This is a genomic window from Pseudomonas cyclaminis (genome assembly GCF_015163715.1).
In the GTDB taxonomy this organism is placed as follows: Bacteria; Pseudomonadota; Gammaproteobacteria; order Pseudomonadales; family Pseudomonadaceae; genus Aquipseudomonas; species Aquipseudomonas cyclaminis.
Genome location: NZ_JADDUM010000261.1, coordinates 1 through 18,106 on the forward strand (window position 1 = coordinate 1; position 18,106 = coordinate 18,106).

Consider the following 18,106-nt stretch of genomic DNA (forward strand, 5'->3'; position numbering starts at 1 on the left):
GGATTTCGAGCAGGCACGGTTGAAAGTGGGGCATGGGTACCTACACAACTTCCGGTGGATGCTGAATCTATGGCAAATGGGCTGCTGCGCAGCCAGCGCGGGCAAGCCCGCTCACCACAACAGCCCTCTCACCACAGAGTTATGTGTAAGTCTTTAAGAGTTGTGTAGATACCCATGGCCATCGGGGGCAAGCCCCTCCCACATGGGATCTCCGGTGTTTGGGGGAGTGGGGTCAGGTCAGTTCGGTCGCGGTGTTTTTAACCACCGCCAACTCCGGATGCGCCACCAACTTATCGATATGCAACTCGTCATTGTTCAACCAAGTCTCCGTCAACACCCGGTAATGCTCCATATCCCGGCAACGCATGCGCAGGCTGTAGTCAAACGGCCCACTGATCAGTTGGCATTCGAACACCTGGGGACAGGCCTTGACGCAGGCTTCGAAGGCCTTTTGCGCCGAGCGCCCGCTTTGGTTGGACAAGGCCACCAGCACCAGCAACGACAGCCCTGGCGAGACCATCTGTACATCGATGATCGCCCCATACCCACGGATCACCCCGCGGCGCTCCAGCTTGCGCACCCGCTCCAGGCAAGGCCTGGGGGTGAGGTGCACCAGTGACGAGAGCTTTTCGTAGGTGATGCGCCCCTGATGGCGCAGCACTTCGATGATCGCTTCATCGATGCGGTCCAGCGCGGGGGAGGTATGGGGTCCGTTGGCCTTGGTATCCATGGGTTTCACTTCAAACGGTTGGAAAGAAATTGCTGCAAGCGCTCGCTTTTGGGATGGTCGAGGATCTCGGCGCCGCCGTGTTCCTCGACCCGGCCCTGGTGCAGGAACAGCACTTGGCTGGACACCTGACGGGCAAAGCCCATCTCGTGGGTGACCATCAGCATGGTACGACCTTCCTCGGCCAACGTCTGTATGACTTTGAGGACTTCTCCTACAAGCTCGGGGTCGAGTGCGGACGTCGGCTCATCGAACAGAATGATTTCCGGCTCCATCGCCAACGCCCGGGCAATCGCCACGCGCTGTTGCTGGCCACCGGACAGGAACGCCGGGTATTGATCCGCGACGCGGCCGGGCAGGCCGACCTTGTCCAGGTACATCCGTGCGCGCTTTTCTGCTTCAGCCGCACTGACGCCCAACACCCGGCGGGGTGCCATGGTGATGTTTTCCAGCACGGTCATGTGGCTCCACAGGTTGAAGTGCTGGAACACCATGGCCAGGCGTGTGCGCAGGTTTTGCAGTTGTGCCTGATGCGGCGCACGGGTGCCGGCGCGGCCTTGCTGCATTTCGATGCTGATGCCGTCCAGGGTGATGACCCCGGCGTCGGGCTGTTCCAGAAAGTTGATGCAACGCAGCATCGTGCTTTTGCCGGAACCACTGGCGCCAATCAGGCTGATTACATCGCCTTGGCGGGCGTTGAGCGAAACCCCCTTGAGCACCTCGTGTTCGCCATAGCGTTTATGAATGCCTTCAACTTGCAGCTTGATCGCAGCAGTTGCGGTGTTGGCAGCGGGTTCGTCAACAGGATAAGTGGCCAGGGCCTGCGCGGACTGATTCATGGGTTAGCCTCGGGTAGGAACAAGAAAACGCATCCAGCGACGTTCGGCCAGTCGAAACAGGCCCACCAGTGCAAAGGACAGCAACATGTACAGCAGGGCGGCGATGCCGAAGGCCTGGAACGTCAGGAACGTCTCGGCATTGGCATCGCGGGCCACTTTGAGGATATCGGCGACGGTGGCGGTGAACGCCAGCGACGTGGCGTGCAGCATCAGGATCATTTCATTGCTGTAGGCCGGCAACGCACGGCGCAACGCGGCAGGCACCACCACAAACAGGTTCAAGCGCCAGCCGTGCAGGCCGTAGGCGCGGGCGGCTTCGATTTCGCCGTGGGGGATATTGCGGATCGCCCCGGCGAAGATTTCCACGGTGTAGGCGCAGGTGTTCAGCACAAAGGCCAGCAGGGTGCAGTTCAGCGCGTTGCGGAAAAACTGGTTGAGCAGTGCGTTGTCCTGCACCACGTCCAGGCTGTACAGCCCGGTGTAGCAAATCAGCAGTTGGATATACAGCGGCGTGCCGCGAAACAGGTAGGTGTAGAGCTCCACCGGCCAGCGCAGCCAGACGTGCTCCGAGACCCTGGCCAGCGCCAGGGGAATCGACAGGAAGAAGCCCAGCACCACCGAGATGATAAACAGCCACAGGGTCATGGCCACGCCGGACAAGCCCGCGCCATCGCTGAACAAGTAGGCCAGGCCGTATTGCTGGAACAGTTCGATCATCGCGCCATCCCCTTGATGCCGAGGTTATAGCGCCGTTCGAGGCGCTTGAAGATGCGGTTGGAGAGGGTGGTGATCACCAGGTAGACCAGGCCGGCGAGGATCAGGAAGTACAGCGGCTCGTTGGTGGTCTTGCCAGCGTTTTGCGCGGCCTTGACCAGGTCCGACAGGCCGATGATCGACACCAGCGCCGTGGACTTGAGCAGCACCAGCCAGTTATTGCCCAGGCCCGGCAGGGCGAAGCGCATCAACTGCGGGAACAGCACCAGGTGAAACCGCTGCCAGCGGCTCAGGCCATAGGCAGTAGCGGCTTCCAGTTGGCCTGCCGGCACACTGAGAATCGCGCCACGGAAGTTTTCGGTGAAATACGCGCCGTAGATAAACCCAAGGGTAATCACCCCGGCGGTAAACGGGTCGATTTCAAAATAAGCCCAGCCAAAGCTTTCGGTCAGGTCGTTGAGCCACAGTTGCAGGCTGTAGAAAATCAGCAGGATCAGCACCAGGTCCGGCACGCTGCGGATCAGCGTGGTGTACAGCGTGGCCGGGACCCGCAGCCATTTGGCGCTGGACAGCTTGGCGCCGGCGGCGAGCAGGCCGAGGGTGAGGCTCAGGGCCAGCGCGAGGAACGCCAGTTTGAGCGTCATCCAGGCACCCTGGGCCAGCATGGGGCCGTAGCCTTGCAGGTTGAGGAGGTCGTTCATGGGGAGAAATCTCTAAAGGCGCAGATATTCCCCTGCAGGCCGGCTTGTAGGGGAGGGGGCTTGCCCCCGATAGCAGTGGGTCAGTCAATACATGTGTCGACTGGCACACCGTCATCGAGGGCAAGCCCCCTCCCACATAAGTCCTCTACCACAGGGGGGCTCGGCGTTGGCTTACTCGTTGTAGATGTCCTGGTCGCCGAAGTATTTCTGCTGAATCCTGGCGTAGGTGCCATCGGCCTGGACGGCGGCGATGCCCTTGTTGATCAGCGCACGCAGTTCCTGGTCGTTCTTGCGCAAGCCCATGGCAATGTCCAGCGGCAGGGTCGGGTCCTTGAAGGCCGGGCCGGTCTTGAAGTCGGCGCCTTCAGGCTTGGACAGAAAGTTGAGCTGGGCTTCGAGCTTGTCGGTGAGGGTGGCGTCGAGACGACCGTTTTGCAGGTCGGCGTAGTTCTGTTCCTGGGACTGGTAGGCCTTGACCTGGGCTCCGAGCTTGGCCAGGTGCGCACGGGCGTAGGCTTCCTGCAACGAGCCTTGCAGCACGCCGACCTGCTTGCCTTTCAACGATTCGGGCGTGTCGCCGAAGTCGGCGCTTTTACGGGTGATCACCGACGTGGGGCTGAGGAACAACCGGTCGCTGAAATCGATGACTTTCTCACGCGCCGGAGTCACGGCCATGGACGACATGATGGCGTCGAACTTGCGGGCGCGCAGGGCCGGGATCATGCCGTCGAATTCGTTGTGCACCCAGGTGCATTTCACTTCGAGCTTGGCGCAGATGGCATTGCCCAATTCGATATCAAACCCTTGCAGGCTGCCGTCAGCGGCCACGGATTCGAAGGGCGGGTATTCGGGGAACACGCCGAAGCGGATTTCTTTCCAATCCTGGGCGTGGGCGGCGGTGGCGCACAGTGGCAACAGCAACGCAGCGAAAATTGATCGCAATGGAGTCATGGTGTAGTCCCTATATTTTGTAATTGATGTCAGGGCAGTAAAAAAGAGGTGCAGCTGCATTCATTCGGTGACTCTTTGGTCGGGCTCAGAATGCTTCATGGTGGTGCGTTTTTTGTGTCGTTTAGCCGGTGCGCAAAGCGCGAATTGCGCTGTAAAAAAGCGCAATGCAGCGGAATCGGCTGTCGCACCCGCTGAATCGGCTTTTCAACGCTCTAAATAGGGCCTGCCCTAGGCGCAAAGCAGCAGGCCAGAGCGGTCTCAGGCGCGCTTTTTGTGCTGTGCGCGTGGCTGTTGGGCCAGACGCGCAAACAGGTCTTTCGGGTCGGCGAGGTCCGGCACCAGTTCCAACTCGCTGCCCACATCCAGCGCCTTGGCCACGTCCAGCACATAGCGCAGGGCCGAGTAGTCTTCGATGGCAAAACCCACCGAGTCGAACAGCGTGATCTGGCGTGCGTTCTCGCGGCCGGGCTGCTGGCCGTTGATTACCTGCCAGAGTTCGGCCACCGGCGAGTCTTGCGGCATGTGCTGGATCTCACCTTCGATACGGCTTTGCGGCTCGTACTCGACGATCACCCGGGCACGCTCGACGATGCGGCGGTCCAGTTCGGTCTTGCCTGGGCAGTCGCCGCCCACGGCGTTGAGGTGCATGCCCGGCTCGATCATCTCGTCCGTGAGGATGGTCGCGTAGGCCTTGTCGGCGGTAACAGTGGTGACGATGTCCGCACCTTTGACCGCTTCGGCCACGCTGCCGGCCAGGATCACCTTGATCGCCGGGAAGGCCTTGAGGTTGGCTGCCAGCTTGGCGGTGGCCTTGGCGTCGATATCGAACAGGCGGATCTCATTGATGCCGAGCATGGTGTGGAAGGCCAGGGCCTGGAACTCACTTTGCGAACCGTTGCCGATCAGCGCCATGCTGCGGCTGTTGTCGCGGGCCAGATAGCGGGCCACCAGCGCCGAGGTGGCGGCGGTGCGAATCGCGGTGGTCAGGGTCATTTCTGCCAGCAGTACCGGCTTGCCGGTGTCCACATCGCCCAGGGCGCCGAACGCCATCACGGTGAGCATCCCGGCCAGGGTGTTCTTGGGGTGGCCGTTGACGTACTTGAAGGCGTACAGCGACGCGTCGGACACCGGCATCAGCTCGATCACACCTTCCGGCGAGTGGTTGGCCAGGCGTGCGCACTTTTCGAAATCCTGCCAGCGCAGGTAGTCGGCGCGGATGTATTCGGCCATCTCGGTGATGCAGGTTTGCAGGCCTTTTTGCGAGACCAGGTAGCTGAGGTCGTTGACGTCGATATAGCGGGTCATGGCAAGACTCCTTATTGAAATGAGGGGCGGGCAGGCAGGTGCACTTCCGCCAGCATGCAGCGGGCGCTGCCGCCGCCGATGCGTTCGATGTTGTCGATGTTCACCACCACCGGTCGGGTATGGCGTTCCACATGCTGGCGCTGGGCCGGTTGCAGCGCGCCCCAGGCACTGGCGGACATCACCAGCAGCGGCTGGCCGTCGCGGTCGTGGACTTCGAGCATGTTGCCGGCGAAGGCTTCCAGCTGGTCAAAATCAAGGGCGAGGATGTCCTTGCCGGTGTCGTGCAGCGAGCGTTCCAGGGTCAGGCGTTCGTCTTCGTCGGGCAGGGCTTGCAGGCACACCACCGAGAGGTCGCGGCCCACGCTCATCATCACGTTGCTGTGGTAGATCGGCGCGTGGTGGCGGTCCACCGCATGGAATACGCAGAGCTGGTAGTCGAGGCGCTCGGCGAATTCGCGCAGCGCATCGTGGTGGGTGCGCCCGGAATGGCAGGCGTAACTGATGCGGTGCTGGCGGTCGAGCACCATGCTGCCGGTGCCTTCAAGGAAGATGTTGTGTTGTTCGAGGTGGCTGAGGTCGATGGTGTTCTTGACCGCAAAGCGTTGTTCCAGTACTTGCAGCACGCCCTTGTTGCGCTCCAATCGACGGTTCTGGCCTTCCATCGGGTACAGCACCAGGCTGCCGTCGGCGTGGCTGCTCCACCAGTTGTTGGGGAAGATCGAATCGGGGGTATGGGGCGCCGGGGTGTCCTGCACCACCAGTACTTCGACGCCGTGCTGGCGCAGGGTATCGACATAGCCGTCGAACTCTTCCAGCGCTTTCTGCTGTGCACTGAGTGGGTCCAGGGGCTGGCGTTGGAAGCGGTTGTTGATCGCAGTGTCCGGGTTGAAGGCAAAGCGCGCCGGGCGAATCATCAGGACGGTGTTGGTGGTTTGCATGGGTGCACGAATCCATGGGGTTGGGCAGTGAGGCTATTTTGTTCGCTGTGGCGGAGGAATCCCGGCTGAAACCAAGGAGCGCCTCAGCCGGGAAAGCTGAAAAGTGGGGTGATGAAGCCGAATCGGCTGTTGGAGGCAGGATTCGGCAAGCTCCCTCCCACATTGGTATTGTGGTGTCTGTTCCAGCGTCGTCAGCCAGGAGGAATCATGTCCACCGTCGTACGTCTCGCCCAAGCCACCGATGCCGAAGGCATCAGCCACGTCATCCTGGCGGCCCTGCACAGCAGCAATGCGCAGGATTACCCCGCGGATGTGATCGCCCGTGTGGCGAGCAACTTCACGCCGGACGCAGTGCTGGCGTTGCTCAAGCGCCGTATCGTGCTGGTGGCGATCCAGGATCGGGGCGTGGTTGCCACGGCGGCACTTGACGCCAATGTGGTGCGCTCAGTGTTCGTCAACCCGACCTTGCAGGGGCAGGGCATTGGCCGGTTGCTGATGATGGAAATCGAGCTGCGCGCCCGTGAAGCCGGGGTGACGGTGTTGAGCGTGCCGTCTTCGCTGACCGCCGAGCCGTTCTACACCAAGCTGGGGTTTCACACAGTGCGCGACGTTTACCATGGCAACGAGCGCACGCTGGTGATGGAAAAGACGCTGTCATCACGCTATCCCATCGGGCCGTATCGCGACCGTGCGCATCGTGCGCAAGTGATTGAGTTATGGCAGGAGGCGTTTGGCTATGACAGCGCGCATAACCTGCCGAGCCTGGCGATTGACAAGAAGCTGGCGGTCAACGATGGGTTGTTCTTCGTCGCCACCGACAAGAAAGCCGTGATCGGCACGATTCTCGCCGGCTATGACGGTCATCGTGGCTGGCTGTACTCCGTGGCTGTGCATGCGGATTATCGGCGCCAGGGCCTGGGTGCTTCGCTGGTGCGGCACGCGGAGCAGGCGTTGACGGCCTTGGGTTGCATGAAGATCAACCTGCAAGTCACTGGCGGCAATGAGGGGGTGGTGGGGTTTTATGAGGCGTTGGGATATGGGGTTGAGCCGAGGATCAGTATGGGTAAGAGGATTGTGGAAAATATCAACGGTTGATGCGCATGATCGACAGCAACCTGATCATGGCGGGTGAGCTTTATTTGTTGGCTTGTTTTCGTTTTCTTATGGCATAGGCTGTCATTTGGGCGAAGGCGTTGGCGACGTTGAGGTAAAGCGTCTTGTCATCGTTATCGTAGTCTCCATCGCCATCGACGTCATCAGGTGCCGAAGCGGTGTCGTAAATGCCGTCGTGCTTGCTGGATGACGCGTAAACCGCCCAATCAACTTGGTTGTTAATGTAAGTTACCATCACGATTTCTTTACTACCGTCGTCCTCGAAATCTTCTGCGGAAACACGTAATTCGTGGGTCGCCATGATCAGCTCCTGCTGGTTTTAGAAGGGAGTCCTAAGTTAGGCACCTCGATTTTTACTGTCTACTGTCAATCTTCACAGGTAGTTGCGCATCCGTTGACCCACAGCACAAAAAAAGGCCCATTCACCGCCAGCGGTGAATGGGCCTTTCCTGAACTGGCAGGTTCAGATCATTTTCAAACCTTGACGATCCAGCCCGCTGGCGCTTCAACGTCGCCGGTCTGCACGCCGGTCAGCTCTTTGTAGAGCTTCTGGGTGATCGGGCCGACTTCGGTTTCGCTGTGGAACACATGCAGGTTGCCGTTGTACTGGATGCCGCCGATCGGCGAGATCACCGCCGCGGTACCGCAGGCGCCGGCTTCCTTGAAGTCGGCCAGTTTGTCGATGAACACTTCGCCTTCAACCACTTCCAGGCCCAGGCGGGTCTGGGCCAGTTCGATCAGCGACAGGCGGGTGATGCCTGGCAGCACCGAAGGCGACTTCGGCGTGATGAACTTGTTGTCGTGGGTGATCCCGAAGAAGTTGGCCGAGCCGACTTCTTCGATCTTCGAGTGGGTCATTGGGTCCAGGTAGATCGCATCGGCGAAGCCGGCTTTTTTCGCTTCCGAACCAGGCATCAGGCTGGCCGCGTAGTTGCCGCCGACTTTCGCAGCACCGGTGCCCTGAGGGGCGGCGCGGTCGAAAGTGGAGATCTGGAAGTTGTGTGGCACCAGGCCGCCCTTGAAGTAGGCGCCGACCGGGATGCAGAACACCGAGAAGATGAACTCCGGCGCGGTACGTACGCCGATGTTGTCACCGGTGCCGATCACGAACGGGCGCAGGTACAGCGCGCCGCCGCTGCCGTACGGCGGGATGAACCGCTCGTTGGCCTTGACCACTTGTTTGCAGGCATCGATGAACACGTCTGTCGGCACATGCGGCATCAGCAGGCGGGCGCAGCTGCGCTGCATGCGTGCGGCGTTCTGGTCCGGGCGGAACAGGTTGATCGAGCCGTCCTTGCAGCGGTAGGCCTTGAGGCCTTCAAAGCACTGCTGGCCATAGTGCAGGGCGGTGGAGCCCTCGCTGATGTGCAGCACGTTGTCGTCGGTCAGGGTGCCTGCTTGCCACTCGCCATCCTTGAAGGTCTGGAGGTAGCGTTTGTCGTTTTGATGTAGTCAAAACCCAGCTTGTCCCAATTGATGCTTTCGTTACCCATGACACCCTCTATCTTTGGTCAAGTCGGTTTTTTACTGAATGGGCGCAACAATACTGCATTCTGGGCCGGTGTGGGAGCGGGCGGTGCGACGATTCGACTTGCCCACGATGGCCTCGCCACGGTTCTATAGATGCAACGCATGCCCCAATGCCCGCAAGGCGGCTTCCTGTACGGCTTCGCCCAAAGTCGGATGGGCATGGATGGTGCCCGCCACATCCTCCAGGCGTGAACCCATTTCCAGGCTCAGGCCAAACGCGGTGGACAGTTCCGACACGCCCACGCCCACCGCTTGCCAGCCGACGATCAGATGGTTGTCACGCCGCGCCACCACCCGCACGAAGCCAGCTTTCGACTCCAGGGTCATGGCCCGGCCATTGGCCGCGAACGGGAAACTCGACACGATGCAGTCCAGGCCCGCCGCCTTGGCGTCGTCCGGGGTCTTGCCGACCACCACCAGTTCCGGGTCGGTAAAGCACACCGCCGGGATCGCTGCCGGATTGAATTCGCGGGGTTGACCGCTGATCAGTTCGGCAACCATCTCGCCCTGGGCCATGGCGCGGTGGGCCAGCATCGGCTCGCCGCTCAGGTCGCCGATGGCGTACACATTGCGCATGCTGGTCTGGCAACGGCTGTCGATCTTGATCGCCGCGCCGTTCATCGCCAGGTTCAGCGCTTCAAGGTTCCAGCCTGGGTGTTGGGTTTGCGCCCCACCGCCACCAGGACCTGATCGGTCTCCAGCGTCAATGTGTCGCCGTTCGGGTCACGCACGTGCAGACAGTTGTCGGCAAACCCGGTGACGCTGTGCTTGAGGTACAGCTTGACCCCCAGTTGCTTGAGGGATTCGCTGACCGGCTGCGTCAGCTCGGCGTCGTAGGCCGGGAGGATGCGATCCTGGGCCTCGACCACACTGACTTCGGCGCCCAGTTTGCGATAGGCAATCCCCAGCTCCAGGCCGATGTACCCGCCGCCCACCACAATCAGGCGCTTGGGCACACGGGTTGGCGCCAGGGCTTCGGTGGACGAAATGATCGGCCCGCCAATCGGCAGCATCGGCAAGTTGACGCTGGTCGAACCGGTAGCCAGCAGCAGGTGTTCGCAGTGGATGCGCTGGTCGCCGACGTCGACGGTCTTGCCGTCCACCACCTTGGCCCAGCCGTGGATCACCTGCACCTTGTGTTTTTTCAGCAGTGCGGCAACGCCGGTGGTCAGGCGGTCGACGATGGCGTCTTTCCATTCCACGCTTTTGCGGATGTTGAGGGTCGGTACGTCCACATCGATGCCCAGGGGCGAGCCCTGGCTGTGATGCACGGTTTGCTGGAATTGCTCGGCCACATGGATCAAGGCCTTGGACGGAATGCAGCCGATATTCAGGCAGGTGCCGCCCAGCGCCTGGCCTTCCACCAGGATGGTCGGGATGCCCAACTGGCCGGCGCGAATCGCCGCCACATACCCGCCAGGCCCGCCGCCGATGATCAGCAAAGTGGTATTCAAACTCATGACTTACTCCAGGAACAGGCTGGCGGGTTGTTCGAGCAGGCCGCGAATGGCCTGGATGAATTGCGCCGCGTCCATGCCATCGACCACGCGGTGATCGAACGAGCTGGAGAGGTTCATCATCTTGCGCACCACGATCTGGCCCTTGATCACCATGGGCGTTCGACGATGCGGTTGACGCCCACGATGGCCACTTCCGGCAAATTCAGCACCGGCGTGCTGACGATGCCGCCGAGGGCACCCAGGCTGGTCAAGGTAATGGTCGAACCCGACAGCTCATCGCGACTGGCCTTGCCATTGCGTGCAGCCGTGGCCAGGCGCGCGATTTCCTCCGCGTTGCCCCACAGGCTGCGGGCTTCGGCGTGGCGTACCACCGGCACCATCAAGCCGACGTCGCTCTGAGTGGCGACACCCACATGCACGGCGCCAAGGCGGGTGATGACCTGGGCTTCGTCGTCATAACGCGCATTGATCTGCGGGAAATCGCGCAACGCCACGACCATGGCCCGCACGATAAACGGCAACAGGGTCAGCTTGCCGCGTGTGGCGCCGTGTTTCTCATTGAGGTGCACACGCAACTCGTCCAGTGCGGTGACGTCGATCTCTTCCACGTAGCTGAAATGCGCGGCGCGGCGGGTGGCGTCCTGCATGCGCTGGGCGATCTTGCGGCGCATGCCGATCACCGGGATCTGCTCTTCGGTATTGCGTTCGGCGTAGGGGTTGGCGGCTGTCGAGGACAGCGCCGCGCCTTGTTGAAGGTAAGCGTCGAGGTCTTCATGCAAGACCCGGCCAGCGGGCCCGGAACCTTGCACCAGACGCAACTGGATACCGGCATCCAACGCATGCTTGCGCACGGCGGGGGAGGCCAGCGGGCGTTCATTGGTTTCGCGGGCCACGGGCGCCGCTGCGGGTTGGGTCGCGGGTTTGGCCTCAACCACCGGCGCGGGCCTGGCTTCGACCACAGGCGCAGCCTTCACCGGCTCAGCCACGACCGGCGCGTCCTTGGCGTTACCGGCGCCTTCGACTTCGATGCTGATCAGAATACTGCCCACCGCCATCACTTCACCCGGCTCGCCGCCGAGGGCAATCACTTTGCCGTGCACCGGCGAGGGAATGTCCACCATCGCCTTGTCGGTCATCACATCCGCCAGCACCTGGTCTTCGACGACCATGTCGCCGACCTTCACATGCCATACCGACAATTCAACTTCTGCGATGCCTTCGCCAATGTCCGGCATCTTGATAACGTGCGTGCCCATTCAGACCTCCATGACCCGTTTCAACGCCGCGCCCACTCGGGACGGCCCTGGGAAATACGCCCATTCCTGCGCGTGCGGGTAGGGGGTGTCCCAACCGGTGACGCGTTCAATCGGCGCTTCCAGGTGGTGGAAGCAATGCTCTTGCACCAGCGCCACCAGCTCGGCGCCAAAACCGCAGGTGCGGGTGGCTTCGTGCACCACCACGCACGGCCGGTTTTTTTCACTGATTTGACGATGGTTTCCAGGTCCAGCGGCCACAGGCTGCGCAGGTCGATGACTTCGGCGTCGATGCCGGTTTCCTCGGCGGCAACCTGCGATACATACACCGTGGTGCCATAGGTCAGCACGGTAACGGCCGAGCCCGGACGCACAATGGCGGCCACGTCCAGCGGCACGGTGTAGTAACCGTCCGGCACTTGCGCTTGCGGGTGCTTCGACCACGGCGTGACAGGGCGGTCGTGATGGCCATCGAACGGGCCGTTGTACAGGCGCTTGGGCTCCAGGAAGATCACCGGGTCATCGTTTTCGATGGAGGCAATCAGCAGGCCTTTGGCGTCGTAGGGGTTGGACGGCATCACCGTGCGCAGGCCGCAGACCTGGGTGAACACCGCTTCAATGCTCTGGCTGTGGGTCTGGCCGCCGTAGATGCCACCCCCGCACGGCATGCGCATGGTCAGGGGGGCGGTGAACTGGCCGGCCGAGCGATACCGCAGGCGTGCGGCTTCGGAGATGATCTGGTCGGTGGCGGGGTACACATAGTCGGCAAACTGGATTTCAGCGACCGGGCGCAGGCCATAGGCGCCCATGCCCACGGCCACGCCGATAATGCCGCTTTCCGAGATCGGCGCGTCGAATACCCGCGAGCTGCCGTACTTGGTCTGCAACCCCTCGGTGCAACGGAACACGCCGCCGAAGTAACCGACGTCCTGGCCGAACACCACCACGTTGTCGTCACGCTCAAGCATCACATCCATGGCCGAGCGCAGGGCCTGGATCATGGTCATGGTGGTCGTGGTCATGGCGGTTTCCAATTCGATGCTGTTGTTGTGATCGTTCATGTCAGATCCCCAACTCTTGACGCTGGCGCTTCAAGTGCTCCGGCATCTCTTTATAGACGTCTTCGAACATGGTCGCGGCGCTCGGAATCTGGCCGCCGGCGAGGGTGCCGTACTGTTCGGCTTCTTTTTGTGCCTTGACCACTTCGGCCTCAAGCTCGGCACTGACCGCCGCGTGTTCTTCTTCGGACCACTGGCCAATCTTGATCAGGTGCTGCTTGAGACGGGCAATCGGATCGCCCAACGGGAAGTGGCTCCAGTCGTCGGCAGGGCGGTATTTGGATGGATCATCCGAGGTGGAGTGCGGACCGGCGCGGTAGGTGACCCACTCGATCAGGCTCGGCCCCAGGTTGCGCCGCGCACGTTCGGCGGCCCAGGCGGAGGCGGCGTACACCGCGATAAAGTCGTTGCCGTCCACGCGCAGCGAGGCGATGCCGCAGCCGACGCCGCGTCCGGCGAAGGTGGTGGCTTCACCGCCGGCAATCGCCTGGAAGGTGGAGATGGCCCATTGGTTGTTGACGACGTTAAGGATGACCGGCGCACGGTACACGTGGGCGAAGGTGAGGGCGGTGTGGAAGTCGGATTCGGCGGTGGCGCCGTCGCCGATCCAGGCGGACGCGATCTTGGTATCGCCCTTGATTGCCGAGGCCATGCCCCAGCCCACGCCCTGTACGAATTGGGTGGCGAGGTTGCCGGAAATGGTAAAGAAGCCTGCATCTTTGACCGAATACATGATCGGCAACTGGCGGCCCTTGAGCGGATCACGTTCGTTGGACAGCAACTGGCAGATCAGGTCCACCAGTGGCACTTCGCGGGCCATCAGGATGCTTTGCTGGCGGTAGGTGGGGAAGCACATGTCGTCAATGTTCAAGGCCAGGGCCTGGGCGCTGCCGATGGCTTCCTCGCCAAGGCTCTGCATGTAGAACGACATTTTTTTCTGACGCTGGGCGACCACCATGCGGTTGTCGAAGATGCGCGTCTTGAGCATGGCGCGCATGCCTTTGCGCATGATTTCCACACTGACGCCTTCGGCCCATGGCCCCAAGGCCTGGCCCTGGTCGTCGAGCACGCGGATCAGGCCCTTGGCCAGGTCTGCGGTGTCGGCGGGTTCTACGTCGATGGCGGGTTTGCGCACCAGGCCGGCGTCGGTCAGGCGCAGGTAGGTGAAGTCGGTCTTGCAGCCTGGTCGGCCCGAGGGTTCAGGGACGTGCAGGCGCAGTGGTTCATACTGCTGGGTCATGGCTTCTACGCTCGATCTTGTGAATTTCTTGTAGTGGGCGCGCTAGCTGACAGTCAGACTCCGGGTAGGAGAAATCTTGTCCTACAACAATCATAGGCGGGGCGTAGAAGAATATTTATCTGTGTTTCGTTGCGCTCAGGATCATTTGCGGATAAAAAAACTGCATAAACATAATAAACAGGTGATTTTGTCTCATGCGCAAACTGGACCGTACCGACATCGGCATTCTCAATGCCCTGCAAGAGAATGCCCGCATCACCAACGCCGACCTGGCCCGCTCGGTCAACCTGTCGCCCACGCCGTGTTTCAACCGGGTCAAAGCGATGGAAGAGTTGGGGCTGATCCGTGAGCAAGTCACGCTGCTCGACGCCGACCTGCTGGGGCTGCACGTCAATGTGTTTATCCACGTCAGCCTGGAAAAGCAGAATGAACTGGCGTTGCAGCAGTTCGAAGGCGCGATCTCGGACCGCCCCGAAGTGATGGAGTGCTACCTGATGGCCGGCGACCCGGACTATCTGATCCGGGTGCTGGTGCCGACGATCCAGTCGCTGGAGCGCTTCATGATGGACTTTTTGACCAAAGTGCCGGGGGTGGCGAATATCCGGTCGAGCTTTGCGTTGAAGCAGGTGCGCTACAAAACCGCGCTGCCCTTGCCCGCCAATGGCATCAGCCTGGGCGGGTAGGGCTATGACGCGCTAGTGGCGTCGGCTGTTTCGCTCGCCGTCCATTTTTCGTAGCAATAGGATTTCTGGTCGGCATAACCCGATGCTGTTTCGCCCGGGGTGCTGATTTCACGCTCCAACAACCAGTGGCATTGAAGCTCGGCCCGGGTAATGCCCACATAGGCAAGACGCAAGGCCTCGTCGCCTGGGCTCTGTCATAGGCCATGGACTTGCCGTCCCCCAGGCCCGCCAGGTTGTACAGCTGATTGCGCTTGGATTTGGTCGGCTTGTAAAAGGTATCGCCGATGACGAATACGGTTTGCGCCTGCAGCCCCTTGGACTTGTGAAACGTCATCAACTTGACGTTTCGATCGTGTTTTCTGGCATCACGCAACAACCCACCCAGGCCCGCCGGTAAGCGGTCACCACCGTGCCAACCCGGAATACCATCAGAATGCTGTGCCCGTCTTCATAGGCCTTCTGGACAAGTTCCAGAATCGTTTCGTCGGGCTGGCTGATCTTGGTCTTGGCCTTAACGTAATGCAGGTAGACCGGCGACACGCGGTCAATCACCTTGGCATTCGCGGCGACACCGTGCTTGGCTTTGTCATTGGACGTCGAGCGCACCACCTGTTCTGCCGCATCAATGATTGCCTGATGGGAGCGGTAGTTGTTCTGCATGTACAGCGTTTGTCGCGTGTGGCTGAGAAAGTGCTGGTGAAAGTCCATCAGGTACTGGGGCGAGCTGCCACGCCAGCCGTAAATGCTCTGCCAATCGTCACCGACCGCCATCAGCGAATTGCCGATACCGGCCTGGCCCTGGTTGCGGCGACGAATCTCCTTGCAGCACTGGCGAATCCAGGAAATGTTCAACCCGGAGACATCCTGGAACTCGTCGATCATCAGGTGACGCATACCGTCCAGCTCGGCGGTGGGGATTTGTTTGATGGCCTCGGGGTTGCGTTCACCAAATAGAGCGAATGCTTGATTGAACGTGATCAGCGGCTTGGGGGACATGCCTTGAAGGTGCGTATGGAAGGCTCGCCAAAAGCCCTTGAGTGCCAGGTAGAACGATTCACGTGCGTCACCTGGAACGAAGGTCATCTTGCCGATCGCATTGTCGACATCCAGCCCCAGGTTTTCGATGTAATTGCCTTCCGAGAAAAATACCTGGATCAGGTTGGTTTCCTTCAGCGTGGTACCAGGCAAGTCGTATTCGAATTGCGGGGCGCTGATGACCATGTGCTCGGCGTTGTCCATCAGTGTCTTCGCCGCTGTCACATGATTGAGCAGTACGAAGTTTTTCTTGTAACAGTCACTGATGATTGCCTGCCTGGCCCAGCTCTCACGCTTGAGGTTGACGCGGGCGCCTTCGCGAAAGGGGATATCGTCCTGGGTTACACCGGTATCCGGCCAGCCGAGAATCAGCGCGGCGTCATATTCCTCCAAGTAGCCGTTGACGATGTAGGGCTGGCCTTCCAGGGTAATGATCTGGCGCTCGCCCACGCCTGCAATCGGCCACAGTCCGAGATCCGTCCAGGCCTTTTCGATGGCGTCACACACGGCCAGGTCCCGCTCGGAAGTGGCCTTGAGCGTGTGGGCGCGGTTTTTGCGCATTTTGTCCGTCATCGGCATCGGCGGTGCAAACGCTACCGATTTATACAGGGCCAGGATGTGCTTTTTGAACTCGGCGTCGTGCTTGTAAAGGTCATTGAACACCTTGTAGAGCACGGCCAACTGTTCGGTGTTGAGGGTGGACGAAAACGGGTTGTCGAGTTCCTCGTCATCGTCCTTCATGTCGGGGCCTAAAAAGTCAAAATAACCAAGGGGGCCGCCGGTAAAGGCCTTCATGAAACCGAATACTTTGCTGTGGAACGTGCGCACCAGGCTCTTGATTTGGTCTTCGCTGAGCGGGATGCCCCAATGTCCAAAAATCTTGACGATTTTTTTCATCAGGTCTTTTTTCGATTCAGTCGTGAACGTGGTGACTTGAAGATGATTGAGGGGGATACCCAGGTGAACGTGTTTGAGCACCACCCGCAACGCCAGCGTCGTCGACTTGCCGGAACCAGCGCCGGCAATTACCGAGGTACAGGTGTTTTCGGCGAAGATCATTGCCCATTGTTCCGCGCTCGGTTGCTCGTGTTCGGGTAAATACCTGGCCACTTCGGCGCGCATTTTTTGCTTGATGGCCTCGGTGACCGGCAGTAGCTCATCATCGAACAGGCAGTGATCTTCGCCCGGCAAGGGGGCGACGCTGCGCAGGTCTTTGAACTCAAGCACGGCGCGCCCCGCCGCGTAGCCATCGTCATAACCGCTGAGCTTTCCTTCTTCGATACCGCGCTTTCTACCTTGCTTGATTCCCACGGACTTTCCCTTGAGAAACGAAGCGGCATTGATCGCGCCCAGCGCATCGAGTGACAGGGACAAGAGAGAGGCCAGCAGGCGTGGGATTACAGAAAGGTGTTGATTCAGGCTGGACGCGGACTCTTCGCCGGGTTCAGGGGAGGGCGGTTGGTTGCTCATAGTGTCCTTGCCAAAAAATCCTGACGTCGAAGAGCGTCTTCGACGAAAACCGGGTAGTAACAGGCCGCAAAAGCGCACAGGGCCTGGGTGGAAAATATCTATTTCCGAATACTACACGGTGCTGGCTTTTTGGCTAAGCCGCGATTGGCCGCCACTGTTTCGGTGCCCGTATCGATGCAGGCTCGCCAAGGGGCAGGGTTTTACAGTTGATTGAGCGGGATTTTCAGATACACCACGCCGTTGTTTTCCGCCGGTGGCATATTCCCCGCCCGCACATTCACCTGGATCGCCGGCAGCAGTAACGTCGGCATGCCCAACCCGGCATCGCGCCGGGTGCGCATCGCCACAAACGCCGCCTCATCCACCCCGTCATGCACATGGATATTTCCCGCGCGCTGCTCGGCCACGGTGGTCAGGCACTTGGCCTCGCGTCCTTCAGGCGGGTAGTCATGGCATACGTACAGCTGGGTGTGCGCTGGGAAGGCCAGCAATTTGCGCATCGACGCATACAACTGCCGCGCATCGCCGCCGGGGAAGTCGCAGCGGGCAGTGCCTACATCGGGCATGAACAACGTGTCGCCTACCAGGATCAAGTGATCCTCGATCAGGTAAGCCATATCCGCCGGGGTGTGGCCGGGCACGTGCAGGGCCTGGGCCTTCAAGCCGCCAATATGGAAAACCTCATCCGGCGCAAACAGGTGATCGAACTGCGAGCCGTCGACGCGAAATTCCGGCTCCAGGTTGAACAGATTCTTGAACACATCCTGCACCTTGCTGATCGACCGGCCGATGGCGATCTTGCCGCCCAACGTGCGGCGCAGATACGGCGCAGCCGACAGGTGGTCGGCATGGGCGTGGGTTTCCAGCAGCCACTGTACTTGCAGGCGGTGTTCGTGCACGAAGGCGATGACCTTGTCGGCCTGGCGCGTGTCCGTGCGCCCGGAGGCCGGGTCGTAGTTGAGCACTGAGTCGACGATGGCACAGGGGCCACCGTCCGCTGCATAGACGACGTAGGTGTAGGTCGACGACGCCTCGTCCAGAAAGGATTGAATCAACGCTGACATGACGGCTGCCCCTGATGCTGAAAAA

Annotated in this window: 13 protein-coding genes and 4 pseudogenes; 2 read left to right on the forward strand and 15 right to left on the reverse strand. The window is 60.6% G+C overall.

Features of this window, described 5'->3' with window-relative positions; genetic code table 11:
- Positions 1 to 232: 232 nt before the first annotated feature.
- From IQK56_RS27100 to ctlX, 7 genes are all read right to left on the reverse strand, one after another.
- On the reverse strand, positions 233 to 730 hold the full coding sequence (locus IQK56_RS27100) for an Lrp/AsnC family transcriptional regulator (RefSeq protein WP_099586600.1): 498 nt from the start codon (positions 728 to 730) through the stop codon (positions 233 to 235).
- Positions 731 to 735: 5 nt separating this feature from the next.
- Positions 736 to 1,566 (reverse strand): ABC transporter ATP-binding protein, encoded by an 831-nt coding sequence (locus IQK56_RS27105; RefSeq protein ID WP_224793921.1) that lies wholly within the window; start codon positions 1,564 to 1,566, stop codon positions 736 to 738.
- A 3-nt stretch (positions 1,567 to 1,569) separates the two neighbouring features.
- On the reverse strand, positions 1,570 to 2,283 hold the full coding sequence (locus IQK56_RS27110) for an ABC transporter permease (protein WP_150676509.1): 714 nt from the start codon (positions 2,281 to 2,283) through the stop codon (positions 1,570 to 1,572).
- Positions 2,280 to 2,981 (reverse strand): ABC transporter permease, encoded by a 702-nt coding sequence (locus tag IQK56_RS27115; RefSeq protein WP_122307536.1) that lies wholly within the window; start codon positions 2,979 to 2,981, stop codon positions 2,280 to 2,282. Before IQK56_RS27115 ends, IQK56_RS27110 begins: the two co-directional genes overlap by 4 nt.
- Before the next feature lie 171 nt (positions 2,982 to 3,152).
- On the reverse strand, positions 3,153 to 3,932 hold the full coding sequence (locus IQK56_RS27120; RefSeq protein ID WP_193862262.1) for an ABC transporter substrate-binding protein: 780 nt from the start codon (positions 3,930 to 3,932) through the stop codon (positions 3,153 to 3,155).
- A gap of 258 nt (positions 3,933 to 4,190) precedes the next feature.
- The gene (locus tag IQK56_RS27125) at positions 4,191 to 5,237 is read right to left on the reverse strand and encodes an ornithine cyclodeaminase (RefSeq protein WP_193862263.1); all 1,047 of its coding nucleotides are present in this window, start codon (positions 5,235 to 5,237) and stop codon (positions 4,191 to 4,193) included.
- A gap of 11 nt (positions 5,238 to 5,248) precedes the next feature.
- Positions 5,249 to 6,175, reverse strand: a complete 927-nt coding sequence (gene ctlX, locus IQK56_RS27130) for a citrulline utilization hydrolase CtlX (protein WP_122307539.1) — start codon at positions 6,173 to 6,175, stop codon at positions 5,249 to 5,251.
- Positions 6,176 to 6,382: 207 nt separating this feature from the next.
- Here ctlX and IQK56_RS27135 point away from each other — a divergent pair, with 207 nt between their 5' ends.
- Positions 6,383 to 7,270: a GNAT family acetyltransferase gene (locus tag IQK56_RS27135; RefSeq protein WP_193862264.1), complete on the forward strand. Its 888-nt coding sequence runs from the start codon at positions 6,383 to 6,385 to the stop codon at positions 7,268 to 7,270.
- Between the two features lie 40 nt (positions 7,271 to 7,310).
- On the opposite strand, the gene IQK56_RS27140 is transcribed toward IQK56_RS27135, so the two are convergent.
- The 6 genes and pseudogenes from IQK56_RS27140 to IQK56_RS27165 all read right to left on the reverse strand — a co-directional run bounded on the left by IQK56_RS27140 (position 7,311) and on the right by IQK56_RS27165 (position 13,829).
- A complete protein-coding gene (locus IQK56_RS27140; protein ID WP_150760636.1) occupies positions 7,311 to 7,589 on the reverse strand; it encodes a hypothetical protein in 279 nt (92 codons plus the stop codon).
- 173 nt (positions 7,590 to 7,762) lie between these two features.
- Positions 7,763 to 8,781, reverse strand: a pseudogene (locus IQK56_RS27145) (branched-chain amino acid aminotransferase).
- Between the two features lie 124 nt (positions 8,782 to 8,905).
- Positions 8,906 to 10,278: pseudogene (gene lpdA / locus IQK56_RS27150) on the reverse strand (dihydrolipoyl dehydrogenase).
- 3 nt (positions 10,279 to 10,281) lie between these two features.
- A pseudogene (locus tag IQK56_RS27155) lies at positions 10,282 to 11,534 on the reverse strand (dihydrolipoamide acetyltransferase family protein).
- Positions 11,535 to 12,592: pseudogene (locus tag IQK56_RS27160) on the reverse strand (alpha-ketoacid dehydrogenase subunit beta).
- A gap of 1 nt (position 12,593) precedes the next feature.
- On the reverse strand, positions 12,594 to 13,829 hold the full coding sequence (locus IQK56_RS27165; protein ID WP_099586611.1) for a 3-methyl-2-oxobutanoate dehydrogenase (2-methylpropanoyl-transferring) subunit alpha: 1,236 nt from the start codon (positions 13,827 to 13,829) through the stop codon (positions 12,594 to 12,596).
- A 194-nt stretch (positions 13,830 to 14,023) separates the two neighbouring features.
- On the opposite strand from IQK56_RS27165, the gene bkdR reads away from it, so the two are divergent.
- Entirely contained in the window at positions 14,024 to 14,512 is a 489-nt protein-coding gene (bkdR, locus tag IQK56_RS27170) for a Bkd operon transcriptional regulator BkdR (protein ID WP_099586612.1), read from the forward strand.
- A 333-nt stretch (positions 14,513 to 14,845) separates the two neighbouring features.
- Here bkdR and IQK56_RS27175 read toward each other — a convergent pair whose 3' ends face one another.
- The gene (locus tag IQK56_RS27175; protein WP_193901890.1) at positions 14,846 to 17,017 is read right to left on the reverse strand and encodes a UvrD-helicase domain-containing protein; all 2,172 of its coding nucleotides are present in this window, start codon (positions 17,015 to 17,017) and stop codon (positions 14,846 to 14,848) included.
- A gap of 200 nt (positions 17,018 to 17,217) precedes the next feature.
- A complete protein-coding gene (locus IQK56_RS27180; RefSeq protein WP_193862266.1) occupies positions 17,218 to 18,081 on the reverse strand; it encodes an MBL fold metallo-hydrolase in 864 nt (287 codons plus the stop codon).
- Positions 18,082 to 18,106 lie beyond the last annotated feature (25 nt).

Excerpts from the sequence above, each read along its gene's own strand:
- IQK56_RS27125 (WP_193862263.1), bottom strand. The coding sequence starts at position 5,237 with ATGACCCGCTATATCGACGTCAACGACCTCAGCTACCTGGTCTCGCAA.
- IQK56_RS27110 (WP_150676509.1), bottom strand. The coding sequence starts at position 2,283 with ATGATCGAACTGTTCCAGCAATACGGCCTGGCCTACTTGTTCAGCGAT.
- IQK56_RS27140 (WP_150760636.1), bottom strand. The coding sequence starts at position 7,589 with ATGGCGACCCACGAATTACGTGTTTCCGCAGAAGATTTCGAGGACGAC.
- bkdR (WP_099586612.1), top strand. The coding sequence starts at position 14,024 with ATGCGCAAACTGGACCGTACCGACATCGGCATTCTCAATGCCCTGCAA.
- IQK56_RS27175 (WP_193901890.1), bottom strand. The coding sequence starts at position 17,017 with ATGAGCAACCAACCGCCCTCCCCTGAACCCGGCGAAGAGTCCGCGTCC.
- IQK56_RS27135 (WP_193862264.1), top strand. The coding sequence starts at position 6,383 with ATGTCCACCGTCGTACGTCTCGCCCAAGCCACCGATGCCGAAGGCATC.
- ctlX (WP_122307539.1), bottom strand. The coding sequence starts at position 6,175 with ATGCAAACCACCAACACCGTCCTGATGATTCGCCCGGCGCGCTTTGCC.
- IQK56_RS27105 (WP_224793921.1), bottom strand. The coding sequence starts at position 1,566 with ATGAATCAGTCCGCGCAGGCCCTGGCCACTTATCCTGTTGACGAACCC.
- IQK56_RS27115 (WP_122307536.1), bottom strand. The coding sequence starts at position 2,981 with ATGAACGACCTCCTCAACCTGCAAGGCTACGGCCCCATGCTGGCCCAG.
- IQK56_RS27165 (WP_099586611.1), bottom strand. The coding sequence starts at position 13,829 with ATGACCCAGCAGTATGAACCACTGCGCCTGCACGTCCCTGAACCCTCG.
- IQK56_RS27100 (WP_099586600.1), bottom strand. The coding sequence starts at position 730 with ATGGATACCAAGGCCAACGGACCCCATACCTCCCCCGCGCTGGACCGC.
- IQK56_RS27180 (WP_193862266.1), bottom strand. The coding sequence starts at position 18,081 with ATGTCAGCGTTGATTCAATCCTTTCTGGACGAGGCGTCGTCGACCTAC.
- IQK56_RS27120 (WP_193862262.1), bottom strand. The coding sequence starts at position 3,932 with ATGACTCCATTGCGATCAATTTTCGCTGCGTTGCTGTTGCCACTGTGC.